16 protein-coding genes and 1 pseudogene are annotated in these 17,383 nt (G+C 71.7%); 8 read left to right on the forward strand and 9 right to left on the reverse strand.

Annotated elements, in window-relative coordinates; translation table 11 throughout:
* Nucleotides 1-54: 54 nt before the first annotated feature.
* Nucleotides 55-1,059, reverse strand: coding sequence for an NAD-dependent epimerase/dehydratase family protein (locus tag AC3ET4_RS25030; protein WP_431953134.1), 1,005 nt, complete (start codon nt 1,057-1,059; stop codon nt 55-57).
* Complete coding sequence (locus tag AC3ET4_RS25035) at nt 1,056-2,117, reverse strand: ScbA/BarX family gamma-butyrolactone biosynthesis protein (RefSeq protein WP_431953136.1); 1,062 nt, start codon at nt 2,115-2,117, stop codon at nt 1,056-1,058. Before AC3ET4_RS25035 ends, AC3ET4_RS25030 begins: the two co-directional genes overlap by 4 nt.
* Here AC3ET4_RS25035 and AC3ET4_RS25040 point away from each other — a divergent pair.
* From AC3ET4_RS25040 to AC3ET4_RS25075, 8 genes are all read left to right on the forward strand, one after another.
* Complete coding sequence (locus AC3ET4_RS25040; RefSeq protein ID WP_431953138.1) at nt 2,116-2,775, forward strand: ScbR family autoregulator-binding transcription factor; 660 nt, start codon at nt 2,116-2,118, stop codon at nt 2,773-2,775. The genes AC3ET4_RS25035 and AC3ET4_RS25040 overlap by 2 nt on opposite strands.
* 487 nt (nt 2,776-3,262) lie before the next feature.
* Complete coding sequence (locus AC3ET4_RS25045; RefSeq protein ID WP_431953140.1) at nt 3,263-4,471, forward strand: IS701 family transposase; 1,209 nt, start codon at nt 3,263-3,265, stop codon at nt 4,469-4,471.
* Nucleotides 4,472-4,542: 71 nt separating this feature from the next.
* Nucleotides 4,543-6,681, forward strand: a complete 2,139-nt coding sequence (locus tag AC3ET4_RS25050) for a hypothetical protein (RefSeq protein WP_431953142.1) — start codon at nt 4,543-4,545, stop codon at nt 6,679-6,681.
* A gap of 208 nt (nt 6,682-6,889) precedes the next feature.
* Nucleotides 6,890-7,237: a non-heme iron oxygenase ferredoxin subunit gene (locus AC3ET4_RS25055; RefSeq protein WP_431953144.1), complete on the forward strand. Its 348-nt coding sequence runs from the start codon at nt 6,890-6,892 to the stop codon at nt 7,235-7,237.
* Nucleotides 7,234-8,481 carry an NAD(P)/FAD-dependent oxidoreductase gene (locus AC3ET4_RS25060; protein ID WP_431953146.1) on the forward strand — a complete coding sequence of 416 codons (1,248 nt, stop codon included), beginning with the start codon at nt 7,234-7,236 and terminating at the stop codon, nt 8,479-8,481. The genes AC3ET4_RS25055 and AC3ET4_RS25060 overlap by 4 nt, the downstream gene beginning before the upstream one ends.
* A 48-nt stretch (nt 8,482-8,529) precedes the next feature.
* Entirely contained in the window at nt 8,530-9,276 is a 747-nt protein-coding gene (locus AC3ET4_RS25065; protein WP_431953148.1) for a DUF2306 domain-containing protein, read from the forward strand.
* Nucleotides 9,273-9,941, forward strand: a complete 669-nt coding sequence (locus AC3ET4_RS25070) for a LysR substrate-binding domain-containing protein (RefSeq protein ID WP_431953150.1) — start codon at nt 9,273-9,275, stop codon at nt 9,939-9,941. Before AC3ET4_RS25065 ends, AC3ET4_RS25070 begins: the two co-directional genes overlap by 4 nt.
* Nucleotides 9,931-10,920 carry a class I SAM-dependent methyltransferase gene (locus AC3ET4_RS25075; RefSeq protein WP_431953152.1) on the forward strand — a complete coding sequence of 330 codons (990 nt, stop codon included), beginning with the start codon at nt 9,931-9,933 and terminating at the stop codon, nt 10,918-10,920. The genes AC3ET4_RS25070 and AC3ET4_RS25075 overlap by 11 nt, the downstream gene beginning before the upstream one ends.
* 1,062 nt (nt 10,921-11,982) lie before the next feature.
* On the opposite strand, the pseudogene AC3ET4_RS25080 reads toward AC3ET4_RS25075, so the two are convergent.
* The 7 genes and pseudogenes from AC3ET4_RS25080 to AC3ET4_RS25110 all read right to left on the reverse strand — a co-directional run.
* A pseudogene (locus AC3ET4_RS25080) lies at nt 11,983-12,156 on the reverse strand (hypothetical protein); the annotation flags it as partial.
* Between the two features lie 45 nt (nt 12,157-12,201).
* Nucleotides 12,202-12,966, reverse strand: a complete 765-nt coding sequence (locus AC3ET4_RS25085; protein ID WP_431953154.1) for an SDR family oxidoreductase — start codon at nt 12,964-12,966, stop codon at nt 12,202-12,204.
* A gap of 142 nt (nt 12,967-13,108) precedes the next feature.
* Complete coding sequence (locus AC3ET4_RS25090; protein ID WP_431953156.1) at nt 13,109-14,305, reverse strand: PP2C family protein-serine/threonine phosphatase; 1,197 nt, start codon at nt 14,303-14,305, stop codon at nt 13,109-13,111.
* A gap of 4 nt (nt 14,306-14,309) precedes the next feature.
* Complete coding sequence (locus AC3ET4_RS25095; RefSeq protein WP_431953158.1) at nt 14,310-14,717, reverse strand: ATP-binding protein; 408 nt, start codon at nt 14,715-14,717, stop codon at nt 14,310-14,312.
* Nucleotides 14,714-15,034 (reverse strand): STAS domain-containing protein, encoded by a 321-nt coding sequence (locus AC3ET4_RS25100; RefSeq protein WP_431953160.1) that lies wholly within the window; start codon nt 15,032-15,034, stop codon nt 14,714-14,716. Before AC3ET4_RS25100 ends, AC3ET4_RS25095 begins: the two co-directional genes overlap by 4 nt.
* Nucleotides 15,024-17,045, reverse strand: a complete 2,022-nt coding sequence (locus AC3ET4_RS25105) for a glycogen debranching protein (protein ID WP_431953161.1) — start codon at nt 17,043-17,045, stop codon at nt 15,024-15,026. The genes AC3ET4_RS25100 and AC3ET4_RS25105 overlap by 11 nt, the downstream gene beginning before the upstream one ends.
* On the reverse strand, nt 17,042-17,377 hold the full coding sequence (locus tag AC3ET4_RS25110) for an STAS domain-containing protein (protein WP_431953163.1): 336 nt from the start codon (nt 17,375-17,377) through the stop codon (nt 17,042-17,044). The genes AC3ET4_RS25105 and AC3ET4_RS25110 overlap by 4 nt, the downstream gene beginning before the upstream one ends.
* Nucleotides 17,378-17,383: the final 6 nt, after the last annotated feature.

Below are 17,383 nucleotides of genomic sequence, written 5' to 3' on the forward strand. Positions count from 1 at the left end.
TCTTGCATCAGGGGGCACCAACGACCCTCATCACTCACTGACCGTGACGAAAAGTCAGGGTGCCAGACGACGCGCACCGCTCAAGATCGAAGACCCGGGAAGTCGCAGCGACTCTCGGTACCAGGGGGCGTGCGCGGGGAAGCCGGCGAGGAATCCCGCCCCCGGGTGGACGCCCGTCGTCCGCCAGAGGAGCCGGCTGTCGAACCAGGCGTCCGTGGTCAGGAAGCGGATCAGCCGCAGTGCGCGCTCGTCCCCGACCGGCAGCCCGGGCAACGCCTCGTCGGCGGTGAGCGCCTGCTCGGGCAGGGGGAGCGACAGCTCCCCGGCGACCCGGGAGAGCATGGCTCGTACCGACACCGGCTCCGGGTGAGCGGCATGCAGCACCCCGGCCGGGGGTTCGGCCTCGTCCAGCGCGAGCGCGACCAGCGCCTTCGCCAGGTCGTCGGCGCTGACCAGGGACACCCGCGCACGGCCGTCGTCCGGCAGCCCCGGCAGCAGCCGCAGTGCCGTGACCGCGGCTGGGACGACCCAGGTGTCGCCGCGCCCGTACACCAAGTGCGGCCGCACCACGGTCCCGCTGGCGGCCAGCACCTGCGCGTCGCCCGCCAGGCGGCTGCAACTGACCGCGGATTTCGGGCCGGGGACGGCCGTCTCCTCGGTGACCCCGCGGTGCGGTCCGGGACCGTAGACCGCGGTGGTGCTCAGCCGGACGAAGGAGCGCGAGCCGGCGGCCCGCGCTTCCCCGAGCAGCGCCGAGGTGCCGACGGCATTGACCGCCTGGAGCCGGTCCTCGTCCCCGGTGATCAGGGAGCCGAGGTGGAGCACCCGGGAGACGCCCGCGCAGACACCGCGGAGGGTGGCCGGGTCCGCTAGGTCTCCCGTCCAGGGCTCGATCGCCGGGTGTGCGGGCGGCGCCGCCGTGTGGGCGAGCAGCCGCACCCGCAGCCGGGCGCCGCGGTCGGCTGCCGCCAGCAGTCCGGCCAGGACATGGGATCCGATGAATCCGGTGCCGCCCGTGAGCAGGACGGTGCGCGGCTGGTCGCCGCCGGGCCCGGTCACGGGGCGTCCGCGGGCACGAGCGCCGCCGCGTTGTGCAGATCGGCGGTGAAGACCAGCTGACCGTCCTGCGTCCCGCGCACGGTGAGCAGTTCGGTGCCGGTCCCGAGCTGGACGCAGGTCCTGGCCTCGATGACGCAGGGCACGCCTAGTTCGGCGTAGCGCTGGAACTGGATGCGGAGCGTCTCGGGGTAGAACGGCTGCCGCGGCACCAGGTGCGCCACCTGCTGGACCGCCTCCATCAGCAGGATGCCCGGGTGGTGGTCCCGCTTGCGGTTGACGTTCAGCGGGTGCAGCGGGTCGATCCGCAGTCCCCAGGAGTCCGGGGTGTCCGCCGCGCCGAGTACGACGTAGGACTCGTCACTGCGGCCGACGAGCGCGGGGGCGATGGCCGGCCGCAGGTCGGCCGTCGCGGCATGGCTGTGGAGCGCCTCGCCGCGCAGCCGCCGGTAGGCGGCGGGCGAGGTGATGCTCAGGCGGCCGCCTCCGGCCGCCAGCTGGCGGCCTCCTCGGGAGATCACGATGTGGCAGTGCATTCCGGCCGGACGCGTGCCGCGCTGGAGGATATCGGAGAACTCCACCTCGACATCGATTCGGGCGGCTTCCTCACGCACGGCAAGTTCTTGCGGAACAGCCGTGTAATAGACGTCCCACATGACAAAATGGTGCTCCATGGGGACGGAGTAGGCCTCGTGAGCCAGCAAGATTATCGACTGGCGAAAGGTTTCGAAAATCGTGACCGGGGAGTACCTGTTCTGCAGGGGTGAGAAGAACGCGTGCCGGCTGTTCCAGTTCCCTTTTACTCGATAGCCGTGTTCTCCGGCCCTGGACCACCCCGTGGGGATGACGTCACCCCCGTCGGTCTGGTGGACCAGAGCCGGCGCTATTGTTGAAGACATGCCAAGAGTATGGGCAGTTTTCACTTTCCCCCACTTAAGAGAAGATCCGCTGTGGGTCATCCCCGGGTCAACATACCGGCATGCTTGTTTGTCACACAAACCTCTTACCGGTGCGCCCGGCAAGAGGTTGAAATCGGAATAAAGAGCGAAGGAAATGGGCATGTCGCGACAAGAGCGGGCAAGGCGGACGAAGGGTCTGATTCTCCATGCGGCTGGATCACTGTTCGCCGAGCGTGGATATGTCGGCACGACTCTCTATGACGTGTATACGCGCGCGGGAGTCACCAAGGGAGCCTTCTACTTCCACTTCCCTTCCAAGGAGTCCCTGGCCGAGGCGGTCCTCGCCTCCCAGGTGGAAGGCGAGGCCTATCCGTTGGTGCCCAGGTCTCTGAAGCTGCAAGAACTGGTCGACGCCGGACTGGTCTTCGCCTGTGCGATAGCGGAGGATCCGCTGCTGCAGGGCAGCATCCGCCTCTCCCTCGACTTGCTCGACCAAGGCGTCGGCGTCGACGCCAAGTTGCCGTTCCGGGCCTGGATCGAGCAGAACCGCGAAGCGCTGGAGGACGCGAAGGCGCAAGGTGAGCTGCAGGCCCACGTCGACACCCAGGAGGTCGCAGAGCTGCTCGTCGGGGCGTTCTCGGGCGTGCAGCTGCTGTCCTACGCGATCAGCGGGCGGCGGGACCTGCCCCAGCGCGTGTCCGTTCTGCTCACCCACGTGCTCTCGTCGATCGCCACAGCCGGCGTCCTGGCACGCCTGGACCTGTCACCGCAGCGGGGGCGCGACGTGCTGGCCGAGGCCGGGCGAGTAACGGCGGAATGAGGGGTCCGGCCCGACGGATTTGTTCAAGAACTTTTTACTCAGGGGCGTTGTGCCTGGTCAGCGCCCTGAAGGGTTTCCAGGATTGGGATTCACCCCTGGCATATGTCCGAACGAACAGGAATATTTCCGGCCGATAGTTGAAAATTTAAATACGGGCATGCTGGTAAAGTTTTGTTCGGTGCCAGGTGATGCGGCAGGGGGGTGAGGGTCCGAGGCGGATGCCGACTGCGAGGCCGCGACGGAGCGGTGTCGCATCGGCCGTGGTGCAGCGAACCATTTCTCTGTAATTTGTGAATTCCTTTCCCCAGCGTCGCTTGTTCATTTTTGTCAAGCGCCGCTTCAGTGTGCCGTAAAGCAGAATCAAGTGTTCTGTCGACGGGGTACGGGCGCTGCCGAAAAACTCGGAGACAACGTTATGTGACTCTTGGGGCGCCTGACTCGGTCCGCATGATGAAACCGGTGCTTTAGGTCAGTATTGGGGGATGATGTGACTGCTCTCGAAGCCTCGCCGCTCACTCTTGCCAACGGCCCCGCGGAGTTCGCCCGCTGCATCTTCATGCCCCTGCCGCGCTCCGATCAGCGGCGTTGGGCGGAGGTCTACCTCCGGGGCCTGCTCACCATCCCGGGCAAGAAGACGATCAAGAAGATGATACGGGTGTGCGGAGACAACGATGTCTCCCGGATGACCCAGTCCCTCCAGCAGTTCATCAGCCAGAGCACCTGGGACTGGTACCAGGTCCGCGAGGCGATGGCCCGCAAGCTGCATGCGAGCCTGGACGCCGAGGCGTGGGTGGTGGACCAGGCCGTCGTGCCCAAGCGCGGCACCCACTCGGTCGGTGTCGCCAAGAGATTCGTCGCCGCGCAGGGCAGGACGTTCAACTGCCAGGTCGGCATCGGCCTGTTCCTCGCCACCGACATCGGCTCCCTGCCGGTGGACTGGAGCCTCGCCCTCGACGACACCTGGTCGCTCAACGATGAGCGGCGCTCGCGCGCCAAGATTCCGGGCGATGTCGCAGGCAAGCCCGACTCGCAGCTCATCCTCGACATGGTGGACCGGGCGGTCCATGACTGGGGCCTGCCCGCCCTGCCAGTCGTGGCCGGGCTGTGCAACTGCCCGGACGCCTACAGCCTGCTGGCCGGGCTGCAGGAGCGCGGCACCAGCCTGGTGCTGGAAGTCCCGGCATCCCTCGAGGTACTGCCGGCGTTCCCCGCCAACGCCAAGCCGGCCGCCAAGGCGGCCGAGGCCGACGGCGCCCGGCTGCCCACCGCACGGGAGCTGGTGAGCGGAGGCACCAGCCGGCCGCATGTCACCTCCGTGCCGCACGACACCGACCAAGCCCAGCGGGTCTTCCTGCGCTCGTGCCTCGTGCAGGTGCCGGGACTGCGCACCCGGCCGCACCTGTCCCTCGCGACCTTCCGCCTCTACGCCGAGTGGTCGCCGACCGAGTCCCAGGCCACCCGGTTCTGGATCACCAACCTCCTCGACCGCCGCCCCGACGAGATCATGAGGCTGGCAGCCATGCGCCAGGAGAGCGCCACCGACCTCGACCGGATGGAGAAGAGCTTCGGCGTCAAGGACTTCGAGGGGCGCTCGTTCCCCGGATGGCACCGCCACATGACCATGGCCTCGGCCGCGTACGCGTTCGACAGGCTGAAGGCCGCCGGTCGGCTGATGGCCTGCGCGCCGAGCTTCTGAGCCCGCCTCCCCGCCGGGCAGCGACGGACGATCCCGGGTAAACGACGTGTCATGCACCCGCAGAAGGGCCCATGGGCGATCAGGACCACACGCTACGCCGCTTCCTCACCACCCTCTCCCCCCGACCCTATGTCCGGGCCGCCGCATGGGACAGCGCCCAGCGGGGCTGGGCCAACCGCTACCCCGCCACCGCGGACCTGAACGGCCTGCGCGGCGACCGCCCCGTCGCCATGCACCTGTTCCCGGAGGACGCCCGCGAGGGCACCCGGATCTGGGCCTTCGACCTGGACGCCGGCGCCGGCCGCGAACACGCCGAGCACCAGGCCCACCGGCTGAGCCAGTTCCTGTCCGCCGCCGGCCTGCCGGCCGTTCCCGTCCGCTCCGGACCCACCGGGGGCCACCACATCTGGACGGCCTGTGAAGAACCCATCCCTCTGCCACTGTTCCAGCGCCTCATCCGCACCTTCGGAGCCCTCAGGGAGCACAGCCCCGACTCGCCCCACTCGCTGAGCACCCTCGACACCACCCCCTGGCTCAACCTGCGCACCGGGGCGCTGCGCCCGCCCGGCGCGGCGCACCGGCTGGGCGGGCGCGCCGTCCTGCAGGAGCACAGCCTCGACGAAGCCTTGGACGCCCTCGCCGCCGGCGGGCCGCTGCGCGCGCTGACCCGGCTGGCCGGCGATCTGGAGGGGATGGCCGGCGACCGCCCGCCCGTCCGGCCCGCGCAGGCGGTGGCGCGGGCTGTAGTCTCCGGCCGCCCCCTGCCGCCCAGCATCACCGGCGGTGACCCGGCGGCCGTCCCGCACCGGCGCATCGTCGCCGACGAGAGCGACGCCAAGCCCCGGCTGGCAGGCCGGCGTCGTGCCCTCACCGCGGCCGGCCGGGAGGCCCTGAGCACCGGGCCGCACCCCACCGCCGACCACTCGGCGCACGCCTGGCGCGCCTTGGTCGCCCTCGCCCTGGCCCGCTGCACCTTCTCCGACGTGCTGACCCTGCTCTACGACACCAAGGCGTCCCCGGCTCTGGAGTACTTCCGCAGCTATCGCAGCGCACGCGGCACCAGCGGCCGGGCGGTCCGCAGCACCGCGGAGACGGAGGCGCTGCTCAGCCAGCAGTGGGAACTCGCCGTCGAACGCGCCGCCCGCCTGCCCGTCGGCGGCGCGGACCGCGACGACGACCCCGCCCCCGAGGTGACCGCGGCGGTCAACGCCCTGCTGGGGCGCATGGAGAACGCCGGGCCGGCCCGCTGGTCCCAGCCCACCGGGCCAGCCGACGAAGCGGTGCTGCACTGTCTGGCACTGCTGGTCCTGGTCAGCGGCAGCCTCACTGTCGACCTCGACGTGCGCAGGGGAGCCCTGTTGACCGGGTTCAGCGCGCAGACCGTCAACGTCGCCATCCGCGACCGCCTCATCCCCGACGGGTGGCTGCACGAGGTCCGGCCGTCCGACTTCATGAAACGGCGGGCCCGCACGCTCGCCCTCGGCACCGGGTCTGACACAAGTGATAACGCCCCCCAGCACACCCACCGGACCCTGCTGCGGCGCCTGGGCACTCGGGTCAGGGAGGCGGCGTCCGAACTGTGGTCCAGGCTGGGGCATCATCTCCACCGCACTTTTCAAGCCGTCGGGCGGAGCGGGTCGACCGTCCGGGAGGTCAGGGCCCGCACCGGATACTCCCGACGCACCACCCTCCGCCACCTGGTGACACTGCGTGAGCAGGGGCTGGCCCTGTTCGTCGGTGACGTCTGCCGCCGTACCGGGCGGAGCGTGGACAGAGCCCGGGACGCTCCCGTGCCCGAGCGCGCCCTGGTCTACGAGGTGGACCGCTCCGTCGCCGCCTGGTGGCGCGGCGAGTTGGCCTGGCTGCGCGCCCCGCGCACGGCCAAGATCCGGCGGCGCGCCACCGGGCGGGACGGCGCCGGGGGTTTCACCGTCACCCGCTACCCGAGAACCGCGCTCGGCCGTCCCGACCACGCCCGCGCCTGGCTGCTGTCCGCGCTGGCCCTGCTCACCCGCCCCGGTCCGGGCGGCGCGGACCAGGGGCGGACGTGCTGCCCGGACCGCCCGCGAGCCCCGCGGCTGCGTGCACTGGCCGAATTCTCCCCCATTCATGCGGAACAGTTATCAGCGCAAATATTGGACACGGAACGTCGCCTCGGATTGACTCGTCCTGCGCTGGAAGCCCATGAAAACCGGGCGGAGGGCGGGTAGGAAAAACCCTCCGCGCGCGCACCGGCGTGAGCGCCAAGCCTTGCTTGGTGAACCGTCGGCCTGCGTCCTTCCCCCCGGGGACGCAGGCCGGCTCACGTCACGATTGCCGGGACATGCTTCGTTAAGAGCGCCTTGTGCGGCCGGCCGGACAGCCGCGAGCATTCCTGGACAGGCGCCGACAGCAGGAAGCGCCGGATAGGAGGAACTCATGCAGCCACAGGCCGCCGAGCACAGGATTCCCTTGTTCGAGGAGGGAGACCTCAAGGACGGAGACACATTCTTGCTGCCCGCCGATGCCTTCGGAGGCACCGATTCCATCGCCGTGTTCAGGGACGAGGGGCAGTACCACGCTCTCGACGACACCTGTCCGCACGCCCTCGCCTCGCTCTCCGAGGGGTGGGTCGAGGACGGCGAGGTCGAGTGCCCGATGCACGGCGGGCGGTTCTGCCTGCGCACCGGCGAGGCCACCGCGATGCCCGCCACCGGCGCCGCCCGCACCCACCCCATCGAGGTCCACGACGGCCGGGTCTGGCTGATCCTGGGCGGCAGCGAGTGACTCCGGGAGACCCCTCGCTCCCGCGCCGCATCGCCGTTGTCGGTGCCGGCCTCGCGGGGGTCTCCGTCTGCGCCGAACTGCGCCGCCTCGGCTACGAGGGCACCCTCAGCCTGTTCGGCGAGGAGGACGGCATACCGTACGACCGGCCGCCGCTGAGCAAGGACTTCCTGTTCAGCGACCTCCCCGCCGAGAAGCTGTGGCTCAGACCGGAGCAGTGGTACCGGGACAACGACATCGACCTGCAGCTCGGCGAGTCCGTGGTGGCGCTCCACCCCTCCGAGGGGCGGATCGTGCTCGCTCGCGGCAGCGACCGGCGTGCCGACCTCGTCGTGCTCGCCACCGGAGGCCGCCCCCGCCCGCTGAACGTCCCCGGCGCGGACCACCCCTCCCTGGTCACCCTGCGCTCCCTGGACGACGCGCACCTGCTCAAGGAGCAACTGCGCCGCGGTGCCGAGATAGCGGTCGTCGGCGGCGGGCTGATAGGCGCCGAGGTGGCCGCCTCCGCCCGCGCGCTCGGCTGCGCGGTGACCCTCGTGGAACCCGCCGAGCTGCCTCTGCAGCACCTCGTCGGCCCGGTCTACGCCGCGGCCCTGCACGCCCAACACCACGAGCACGGTGTGCGCGTGGTGCGCACCTCCGTCGACGAGGTGGTCCGCGTCGGCACCCGCACCGTCCTGCGCCTGGCCGACGGCACTTCCCTCGGCTGCGATCTCGCCGTGGTCGGCGTGGGCATCGACCCCGAGACCTCGCTCGCCGCCTCAGCCGGCCTGCACACCGACCGCGGCATCGTCGTCGACGTCGGCCAGCGCACCTCGCACCGGCGGATGCTGGCCGTCGGCGACGCCGCCCGTGGGAAGGCCACGGCCGCCGCCACCGCGGTGGGCCACTGGCACGCGGCCCAGACCCAGGCCGCGAACGCCGCCGCCGGCGCCCTCGGCCTGCCGCGGCTCGAACTGGCGGCGCCCTGGTTCTGGTCGGAACGCTACGGAACCCGCCTGGAGGCGGCCGGACAGCCGACCGTCGGCATCACCACCGTCGACCGCGGCTCGCTGCAGGACGACTCGGTGATCACCTTCGCGCTCAGCGAGGGCCGCTGCGTCGGAGCCGTCGCACTCAACCGGCCCCGCGAGATGGCCGCCGCCCGCCGCCTCATCGAGCGGGACGCGGTGGTCGACCCGGCCCGGTTGGCCGATCCCGGTGTCGACCTGCGTTCGCTCGTCCCCAGCCGCCCCCGCACGACCTGAACGGACCCGACCTACGCCACTCGACCCGAACCGGAAGGCTGACTCCCCATGGCCACTGACAGCGCGACCACCCCGTCGCGGGCCGTAAGCACCCCGGCGACCAGAACGACACCGCGCTGGCTGCGCGAGAGCTGGGTCGCCTTGTTCGCCATCTACTGCATAGGCTTCGGCATCTACGGCGAGGCGAAGTACGCCACCTTCAGCCGCGCGATGTCTCGGGTGCCGATCCGGCCCGATGTGCCTGCGCACTATCCGCTGCTGGCCATCCACGTGCTCACCGGCTTCATCGCCATCTGCCTGGCCTGGTGCCAGGTCTGGCCGTGGCTGCGCGAGGCCCGTCCGCAGCTGCACCGGCGGCTGGGCTGGGTCTACTACCTCTTCGGCGTGTTCCCCTCCTGCCTGCTCGCCTTCCCCGTCGCCATCCTCACCCCGGCGGGCCAGGCCATCCGCTCCGTGCTTCTGGTCATCGCCGTCATGTGGACCGTCACCGTCGTCGCCGGCTTCCGCGCGATCCTGCAGCACCGGTACGAGGACCACCGTCGCTGGATGCTGCGCAACGTGGCCCTGACCACCACCATCGTCACCTCCCGCATCCTGTCCTGGTGGTTCGTCAGCTGGACCAACGGCCTGCTCCCCGACACCTACGAGCACCAGCCCCTGCTGACCGTCACCAGCATGTCCGCGACCGGCCTGTGGACGGCCCTGCTGCTGCACATGAGCTTCGTCGAGTGGTACCTGCTGCGTCCCCGGCGCCGCATGGGCACCCGGAAGACCAAGGGCGCCGCTGCCCGATGACCTCACCCTCCGCCGTCGGAGTTCCGGCACCGCCGTCCACCCCGGCCCCGTTCGTCCGCCTGCTCTACCAGGGGTCGCCGCTGCAGGCCTCCCGTCTGGTGCGGGCTGCCGGCCGGTGCGATGCCGAGGTCCTGGCCGAACCGCACGACACCGGCGACCCGCTGGAGCTACTGCGCGCCGGGCGGGCCGACTTCGCCATCGCCTCCGCGGAGGCCCGCCTGCCCGGCCTGGCCCTCTCCCCGGTCCTCTTCACCGAGGGCCGGGTGCTCGCCGTGGGCTGCGGGCACGCACTCGCCGGACACAGCGCCGTGCGACTGAGCGACCTGGCCCGCGAGGGTGTCGCGCCCGCACCCGCGCCCTCGCCCTGGCGTTGGCATCCGGGTGCCGCGCGCACGGGGCCAGGCAGCACGCGGCCCCTGCGGGAGTTGTTCAGGGCGATCGTCCACGCGCGCACCGCCCACGTCTTCCCCGCCTCGATCGCGGACGTCGCGCCGCGGGGCGTGCGGCTGCTCGACATCCTGGACGCGCCGCCCCTGCCGATCGCCCTCGCCTGGTCGGCGGACCGCGGGGTCAGCCCCGAGGCCGCCGGGTTCCTCCGCGACGTCGTCGGCCGGGCGCCGGCCGACGACAGCCGCACCACCCACGGGAAGGACCATGGGCGCTGACGACGAGCCCGTGCCGGGCCTGTGTGCGGGCCTCGATCTCCACGCCTCGGACCGGGAGACCGAGGCCGGGCACTTTCTGGCGGCGGCACCCCGCCACTGGGCGGCAGTGCGGGACGTCGGGCTGCTGCCGGGCTGGCGTGTCCTCGTGACGGGCCGACAGGCGTTCGGCTACCTGCGCTGGATCGCCGACCTCGTCGGCCGACGGGGCTCGGTGGTGGTCGTCATGCCGGGCAGCAGCCCCGCGGACCCGCACGGCCCGGCCCTCGGGCCCCGGCTGCCCTGCCCGGTCACCCTGGTGCACGCCGACGGCGGACCGCTGCCCTTTCCCGACGACGAGTTCGACGCCGCCTGGTGCGCCGGCATTCTCGACACCCGGGGGGAGGAGGAGGTCGCCGACCTGCTTGTGGAGGTCGAGCGGGTGATCCGTCCCCAGGGCATCGTCGCCGTCCGCGACAGCGTCCCGCACCTGCTCACCGTGCGGCCGGGCGACCCCTACCTCATCACCGACTTCCGGCGCGCCGCGGCGGCCTTGCTCGACTGCCCCCAGCGTCTGACCCTCGGCCAGGACGTCCACCTACAGCTGCGGCACAGCGGCTTCACCCGCCTCGAGCAGCACGTCGATCTGGTCGAGTACTACGCCCCCGTCCCGCCCTCGGTCCGCCGCTACTACCAGCAAGCGCTGGCGGCCGTCGCCCGGCAGGCGGCCATCGTCGGCATGGACGAACGCTGGCACCACCTGCGCGGAGGCGACGGCCCCGGCCACCCGCTGCACGCGCCGAACGCCTACGTCAGCGAGGGCTATGTGCTGGCTTCGGGCGTCAAGGCGAAGAACACCTCACTCGGCGGCCACCGAAGCGGTCGGACGGACCGCAGCGGTCTCGCGGCCGAGGGACAGCGGATCGGACATGACGGCGGCCAGCAGCACCGCGACGTCCCAGTTGCAACCGGAGGCGGCGGCATGGAAGCCCGCGGCCAATGAGGTGGCCTCCGTCAGCCGGCCCGCGAGCAGCGAGCAGTCGATCATGTAGGCGGTGAGGAGCGCCTCCATCCACGGGTGCTCCTCCCGGAGGCCGGGAGCCCCGATCAGGGCCCGCCGCATGTGCGGCAGCGCCTGCGCCGGGCGGCCCTCGCCCAGGGCCAGGGCCGCGCGCGCCGCGCTGAGGAACACCTGCGCGTGCGGCTGCGGGGAGGCGGGTGCCTCGCGCACGGCCTGCGCCGCCGCGTCCATGGATCCGGTCACCGACAGCAGCCAGGCCCGTTCCGCCAGGAACCGGGCGGCTGCCTCCGGCCGGGCCGCGGCGGCCTGCTCCAGCAGCCGCGCGCCCGCCTCGGCGTCGCGCAGCCCCAGACCGACCAGCATGGCCCGGACCAGGACCACCCAGTGCGGCGTGCCCGCCTCCCCGGGCAGGGCCGCGCCGCCGACGGCGTCCAGCAGGGCCACGCCCTGCGCGGCCTCGCCGCGCAGCAGCAGGAGGAACGCACGCACCGCCGCGGCGGTCGCGGTCGGGTCCACCTGCAGGGCGAGCCCGCTGAGCAGGTCCACCTGCTCCAGGGCGAGCGCCCGCCAGGCGGCGTCCAGCGCGGACGCCAGCCCTATGCGGGCACCGTCCCCGAGCGTGCCCGCCCGCCGGCCCGGAGTCGGGGAGACCTCCACGGCCACCCCGCTGCGCAGGAACTCGGCCAGCAGCGCCACGTTCCCGCCGGTGGCCGCCCGCAGCGCCGGCGCCAGCCCGGCGGGGACCGGTGCGTCGGCGAGGTAGTGCAGCACCCGGCCGATCTCGGCGGCTCTCAGCGGAGGCAGGTTCACGCACACGGCGCCGGGCAGATAGCGCAGGCAGTCCAAAGGCCCCTCGGGGACGTCGTCGGGCCTGCTGGCCACGACCGCCGCGCCCTCGTGCACGTGCGCGGCGCGCAGGCGGCGGACCAGGGTGTGGCCGGCGCGGTGCGCGTCGTCGAGCACCAGCACCGGGGGCACTGGGCCGGGGCCCGATGCGTCCCCGGCGAGGAAGGCGCTCACGGCCGCGGGGTCCGTGGCCGGGTCGACCGCCATCACCCGGTGGCCGTCGCGGGCGAGCTCGTCCGACAGCCGGTGCAGCAGGGCGGTGCGCCCGGAACCGGGCGCACCGGTGACGACGACCGGCCCGCAGCCGGCGATCGCCAGGGCTTCGCGGATCCGGTGAAGGTGCTCGATGTGTGCCAGGACGTCATGGTGCATGGTGGTTCCCCCTGCGTCGGCGTGGGACGTTCACGGAGCGGCGGGTCAGTAGACGAGGCCGCCGTCCGCGCGGATGTTCTGGCCGGTGACCCAGGCTCCGTCAGGGCCAGCCAGGAAGGCCACCACGGCAGCGATCTCGGCTGGCTGGCCGAGCCGGCTGAGCGGAGTGTCCGCGATCACCTGCTGCCGGATCTCCTCGGTGGTGGAGCCGATCAGCATCTCTGTCTCGCTGGGTCCCGGCGAAACCGTATTGACCGTGATCTCGCGCGGGGCCAGTTCTCGCGCGCCCACCCGGGTGAAGGCTTCCAGCGCCGACTTGCTCGCGATGTAGCCCGACTCCGGGACGCGCGGCCAACGGGTGGTGACGGACGAGACGTTGACGATGCGCCCGCCCTGGTTCATCCGCGCGGACGCGTACTGCATCGCGAAGAACGGGCCCTTGGCGTTCACGTCCATCACCCGGTCGTAGTCCGCCTCCGTAGTGGTGCCGATGGGCGTCATGACCGGGATCGCGGCGCTGTTGACCAGGATGTCCAGGCCCTGCAGGCCGGCTTCCGTGAACTGCTTGTCGGCTTCCCGGAACAGCGCCTGAAGCGCGCTGAGGTCGCCGGAGTCGGCCTTCACCGACCAGGCGGTGCCGCCACCGGAGCGCACCAGGCGCTCCGTCTCCCGGGCCGCTTCGTCGTTGCGGAGGTAGCTGAACACCACGCCCGCGCCGTCGGCCGCCAGGCGCTGGACGATCGCGCGGCCTATTCCCCGGGATCCGCCGACGACAACGGCGCTCTTGCCGCTGAGCGGTTTGTTTTCCATGGATGCCTTTCCCTGTTTTCACGGGGCGTCCGGAGTCGATTTCCCGGACGCTTGCACGGGGCGGACTTATCTCATGCGACATTACGATCCGTCAGGCGGAAGTTTCCAGGGAATCCCGCACTGTCGGGGAGAGGTCGTTAAGTCACGCGTCGCGGCGCAGCACCATCATCGTCACGTCGTCGAATGCGGGGGATCCCGCGACGTGCCGTGCGAGCGCCTCGTCGACCGTCTGCAGGACGACGGCGCCGCTTTCCGCGGGGCCCAGCAGCTCCAGCAGCCGGGGCATTCCGAAAGGGGTGTTGTCGGGGGAGCGGGCATCCACCACGCCGTCTGTGTACAGGAACAGAGCCGCGTCCCGCTCAAGGCGCGTATGGCCGATGGCGTACGTACTGTCCACCATCATTCCGACCGCCGGACCGGTGCCGTGCAGCAGTTCCCGGTGGCCGCCGGGGTGGATCAGCACGGCCGGGTTGTGGCCGGCGTTGACGTAGAGGACATCGCCCTGCACCGGGTCGAGCAGGCCGAAGAAGAGCGTGGCGAAGTAGGCCTGCCGCAGGTGGTGCCGGGCCAGGTAGCTGTTGGTCGCCGCCACGGCCTGGAGCAGCGGGCCCGCGCCCAGCCCGAGGGTGGGGGGCACCGGAACGTGCTCGGCGACGCCGGCCGGCATCGCGCCGGCGCCGCAAACAGCCAGCGTGCTCGCGTCCTCCGCGGCGTGCCGCAGCAGGGTACGGATGATGGCCATGAACAGGGCCGCCCCCAGGCCCTTGTCGCACACGTCGGCGACCACGAAGGCGAGCCTCCTGCCGTCGAGGAGCTCGAAGCCGTCGTAGAAGTCGCCGGACATGTGCTGGGCGGGCCTGAAGCGGAAACCGAACTCCCAGCCAGGGAAGGAGGGCAGCCGCTCCGGCAGGAATCCCTGTTGCAGGCGCTGGGCGAGGAGCAGGTCGCGTTCGTGGGCGCGCAGGGTCGCCTCGGCGGCCGCGGCCTCCACCAGCCCCGCCAGCTGCCCGCGTTCACGCGAGGACGTCAGCCGGTTGCGCAGCAGCGCCGGGAGGTAGGGCGGGGCGACGAAGCCGAAGCCGGCCTGCGCGCACAGCTCCAGGGCCCGCACGTTCTGCCCCGGGTACACCAGGACCGCGCTGGGGAAGAACCGGCCGAGCCCGGCGATCCGCTTGAGCCCGAGGTCGGCGCAGAGCAGCACCGCGTCGGGGGCGGCGAGCGGGGCCAGCTGTCCGGGCCTCGCGCGCTCCACCGTGTAGCCGGCCTGTTCCAGGCCCTGGACCAGAGCGCCGTCTCCGTCCGGGTCCTCACCGACCACCACCACTCGTTTCCTGGGCATCGGACTACCGCAGGACGGTCAGGACACAGTGGTTGCGGCGCCCGGTGTACCGGTAGCGGAAGTCGTCGAGACTGCGCATGGCCAGGAACAGGCCGAAGCCCCCCACCCGCCCGGTCGCGGTCCCGGCGGCCAGCCGCGGCAGGGGGTCGTGCTGGCGCGGGTCGAACAGCGGTGCCTCGTCCTCGATCTCCACCCAGGCGCGGGTCGCGTCGAAGCCGTAGGACAGGCTGATCGGCCCGCCGCCGCTGTGGTAGCCGTGGACGACGATGTTGGTGACGATCTCGTCCGTGGCCAGCCTCAGCCGGTAGGCGGCCTTGCCGTCCAGGCCGGCGCAGGTGGCCAGGGCGCAGACCATGGTGCCGACCTCGGTGGAGACCGGGCGGGAGCCGTCCAGGGTGAAGCGCAGGTTCACGCGCTCAGCTCCCGTCGCACGGTCACGCTGCGGTCGAAACCGGTGAGCTCGATGGTCCGGCGTACCTCGTCCGAGGGGTTGATCAGCACGATCTCCACGGCGCGGCCGAGGACCTGATGCGCGAAGACCAGGCAGCGCAGGCCCGCCGAGGACATGTAGGCGAGGTCGGACAGGTCGAGTTCGAGGCGGTCGAGGTGCTCACTCGACAGGCCGTCGAGCACGGTTGCCAGGTGCGCCGCGGCCGTGCTGTCGGCCTCGCCCGCGAGGGTAAGGCGGGCGGTGGAGTTCCTGATGGTGAGCGACACGTCAAGTGTCATGCGGGTCTCCAGACGGGTCGAAGGGAGCGGCGTACAGGACCTGCACGGAGCGGGGCGGCAGCATGACGCGGCCCGGCTCCGGCGGCCGGACCGGGGCGAGCGGCTCCGGTGCGGCGGTGTCGGCGAAGGCGTGCCAGGCGAGGTGGCCGGTCAGGTCCGGCAGGGGGACGGTGTGGGTCTCCCAGTGCGCGTTGGCGGCGACGTGCACGGCGTCGTCGCCGAGCCGCAGGGTCCACTGCAGCAGCGGGACGCCGTCGACGGGCGTTGTGGCCAGGCCCCGGGCGTCGGGCGAACGCAGCGCCGGATGGGTACGGCGGAAGGCGGTCAGGGCCCGGGTGAAGCGAAGCAGTTCGGCGTTGTCCGCGGCGAGACCCCAGTCGATCCAGGACAGCACGTCGTGGCAGTAGGCATTGTTGTTGCCCTGCTGGCTGCGGCCGAACTCGTCGCCGGCGGTGAGCATCGGCACGCCGCGGCTGGCCAGCAGCAGGACGAGGGCGTTGCGGACCTGCCGGGAACGCAGCCGCAGCACCTCGGGGTCGTCGGTGGGGCCCTCGACCCCGCAGTTCCACGAGTGGTTGGCCCGCTCGCCGTCGAGGTTGTCCTCCCCGTTGGCATGGTTGTGCTTGTCGTTGTACGCGTACAGGTCGTGCAGGGTGAACCCGTCGTGGCAGGTGACGAAGTTGACGGAGGCCCGGGGCCCGCGCCGCCCGTACAGGTCCAGGGAGCCGAGGACGCGCGCGCCGAGGTCCTGGGCCGCCTGGTGGTCTCCCTGGAGGAAGCGGCGCGCCGAGTCGCGGAAACGGCCGTTCCACTCCGACCAGCGCCCGTAGTGCGGGAAGCTGCCGACCTGGTACAGGCCGCCCGCGTCCCACGCCTCGGCGATGAGCTTGGTGTCGCGCAGCACCGGGTCGGCGGCGATCGCCTCCAGCAGGGGAGGGTCGGCCAGCGGCGCGCCGTCCTGGCCGCGGACCAGCGCGGAAGCCAGGTCGAAGCGGAACCCGTCGATGTGGAACTCGGCCACCCAGTAGCGCAGGCAGTCCAGGACGAAGGCCCGGCCGACGGGGCTGTTGGCGTTGAAGGTGTTGCCGGTGCCGCTGAAGTTCAGGTAGCTGCCGTCCGGTGCCAGCAGGTAGAAGCCGGGGTTGTCCAGCCCCCGGAAGGAGAGGGTGCGGCCGCGTTCGTCGCCCTCCGCGGTGTGGTTGAAGACCACGTCGAGGACGACCTCGATGCCTGCCGCGTGCAGGCGCCTGACCGTGTCCTTCAGCTCGGTGGCGGCGTCGTCCGAAGCAGCGTAGCTGGCCTTCGGCGCGAAGTGGCCGAAGGTGTTGTAGCCCCAGTAGTTGAACAGCCGGCGGCCTTCGCTGCTGCGGGCGTTGTCGGACTCGTCGAACTCGAACACCGGGAGCAGTTCGACGCAGTTCACGCCGAGGTCGAGCAGGTGGGGAATCTTCTCGGCCAGGCCGGCGAAGGTCCCGGGCCGGCGCACCCCGGAGGAGGGGTGGCGGGTGAAGCCGCGTACGTGCAGCTCGTAGACGACGAGGTCCTCGACCGGCGTCCTGGGCGGGGTGTCGCCCTGCCAGTCGAAGGCCTCGCCGGCGACGACCCGGGACCGGTACGGGTACGGGTCGAGCGAGTACGGCGCGCCCCAGGTCTCCCGGCCGCCGAAGGCCCGGGCGTAGGGGTCGGCGAGGACGGTGCGGGCGTCGAAGCGCAGCCCGCGGCCGGGCGCGAACGGGCCGTCGGCTCGGTACCCGTACTCGATGGCCTCGGGGTCGAGGCCGCTGACGAGCATGCTGTAGACGCCGCCGACCCGGCAGTCGCGGGGGAAGACCACCTCCGCGAAGGGCTCGGGCGCGCCGCGCCAGTACAGCACCAGGGTCATGGAGGAGGCCCCGCCGGCGGGGATCGAGAAGTTGATCCCTTCGGGGGTGGCGGTGGCACCGTAGGGCAGCGGCACGCCGGGGCTCACCCGCAGGCCGGCAGCCAGGAGCGGAGCGGCAGTGGTGGTCACGGGGCCAGCGCCCGGATCGCGTCGTCGACGTTGTCGGCCACCAGGACGCTGTCCAGGAAGCCGGTGGCCGCGAGGACGCTGCGGGCCTCCTCGGGCATGGTTGCTAGGGCCAGCGGAACACCGTGGCCACGGGCCCGGTAGTAGACCAGCAGCAGCACCCGCAGGCCCGCGCTGGACAGGTAGCCGACGCGTCCGAGGTCGAGCAGCAACTGCCCGCTGTCCGGCGTGAGCGCCTCCAGGGTCGCACTGGCCTCGGCGGCGGTCACCCCGTCGAGGTCGCCGTCGACGACGACCACCGTGACGGTGCCCCGCATGTACTTCTCGACCTGCATGTCACA

The sequence above is a fragment of the Actinacidiphila sp. bgisy167 genome, assembly GCF_057707665.1.

Coding starts and splice junctions, on each gene's coding strand:
- AC3ET4_RS25040 (WP_431953138.1), top strand. CDS start 2,116: ATGTCGCGACAAGAGCGGGCAAGGCGGACGAAGGGTCTGATTCTCCAT.
- AC3ET4_RS25035 (WP_431953136.1), bottom strand. CDS start 2,117: ATGCCCATTTCCTTCGCTCTTTATTCCGATTTCAACCTCTTGCCGGGC.
- AC3ET4_RS25050 (WP_431953142.1), top strand. CDS start 4,543: ATGGGCGATCAGGACCACACGCTACGCCGCTTCCTCACCACCCTCTCC.
- AC3ET4_RS25055 (WP_431953144.1), top strand. CDS start 6,890: ATGCAGCCACAGGCCGCCGAGCACAGGATTCCCTTGTTCGAGGAGGGA.
- AC3ET4_RS25065 (WP_431953148.1), top strand. CDS start 8,530: ATGGCCACTGACAGCGCGACCACCCCGTCGCGGGCCGTAAGCACCCCG.
- AC3ET4_RS25070 (WP_431953150.1), top strand. CDS start 9,273: ATGACCTCACCCTCCGCCGTCGGAGTTCCGGCACCGCCGTCCACCCCG.
- AC3ET4_RS25075 (WP_431953152.1), top strand. CDS start 9,931: ATGGGCGCTGACGACGAGCCCGTGCCGGGCCTGTGTGCGGGCCTCGAT.
- AC3ET4_RS25085 (WP_431953154.1), bottom strand. CDS start 12,966: ATGGAAAACAAACCGCTCAGCGGCAAGAGCGCCGTTGTCGTCGGCGGA.
- AC3ET4_RS25090 (WP_431953156.1), bottom strand. CDS start 14,305: ATGCCCAGGAAACGAGTGGTGGTGGTCGGTGAGGACCCGGACGGAGAC.
- AC3ET4_RS25100 (WP_431953160.1), bottom strand. CDS start 15,034: ATGACACTTGACGTGTCGCTCACCATCAGGAACTCCACCGCCCGCCTT.
- AC3ET4_RS25110 (WP_431953163.1), bottom strand. CDS start 17,377: ATGCAGGTCGAGAAGTACATGCGGGGCACCGTCACGGTGGTCGTCGTC.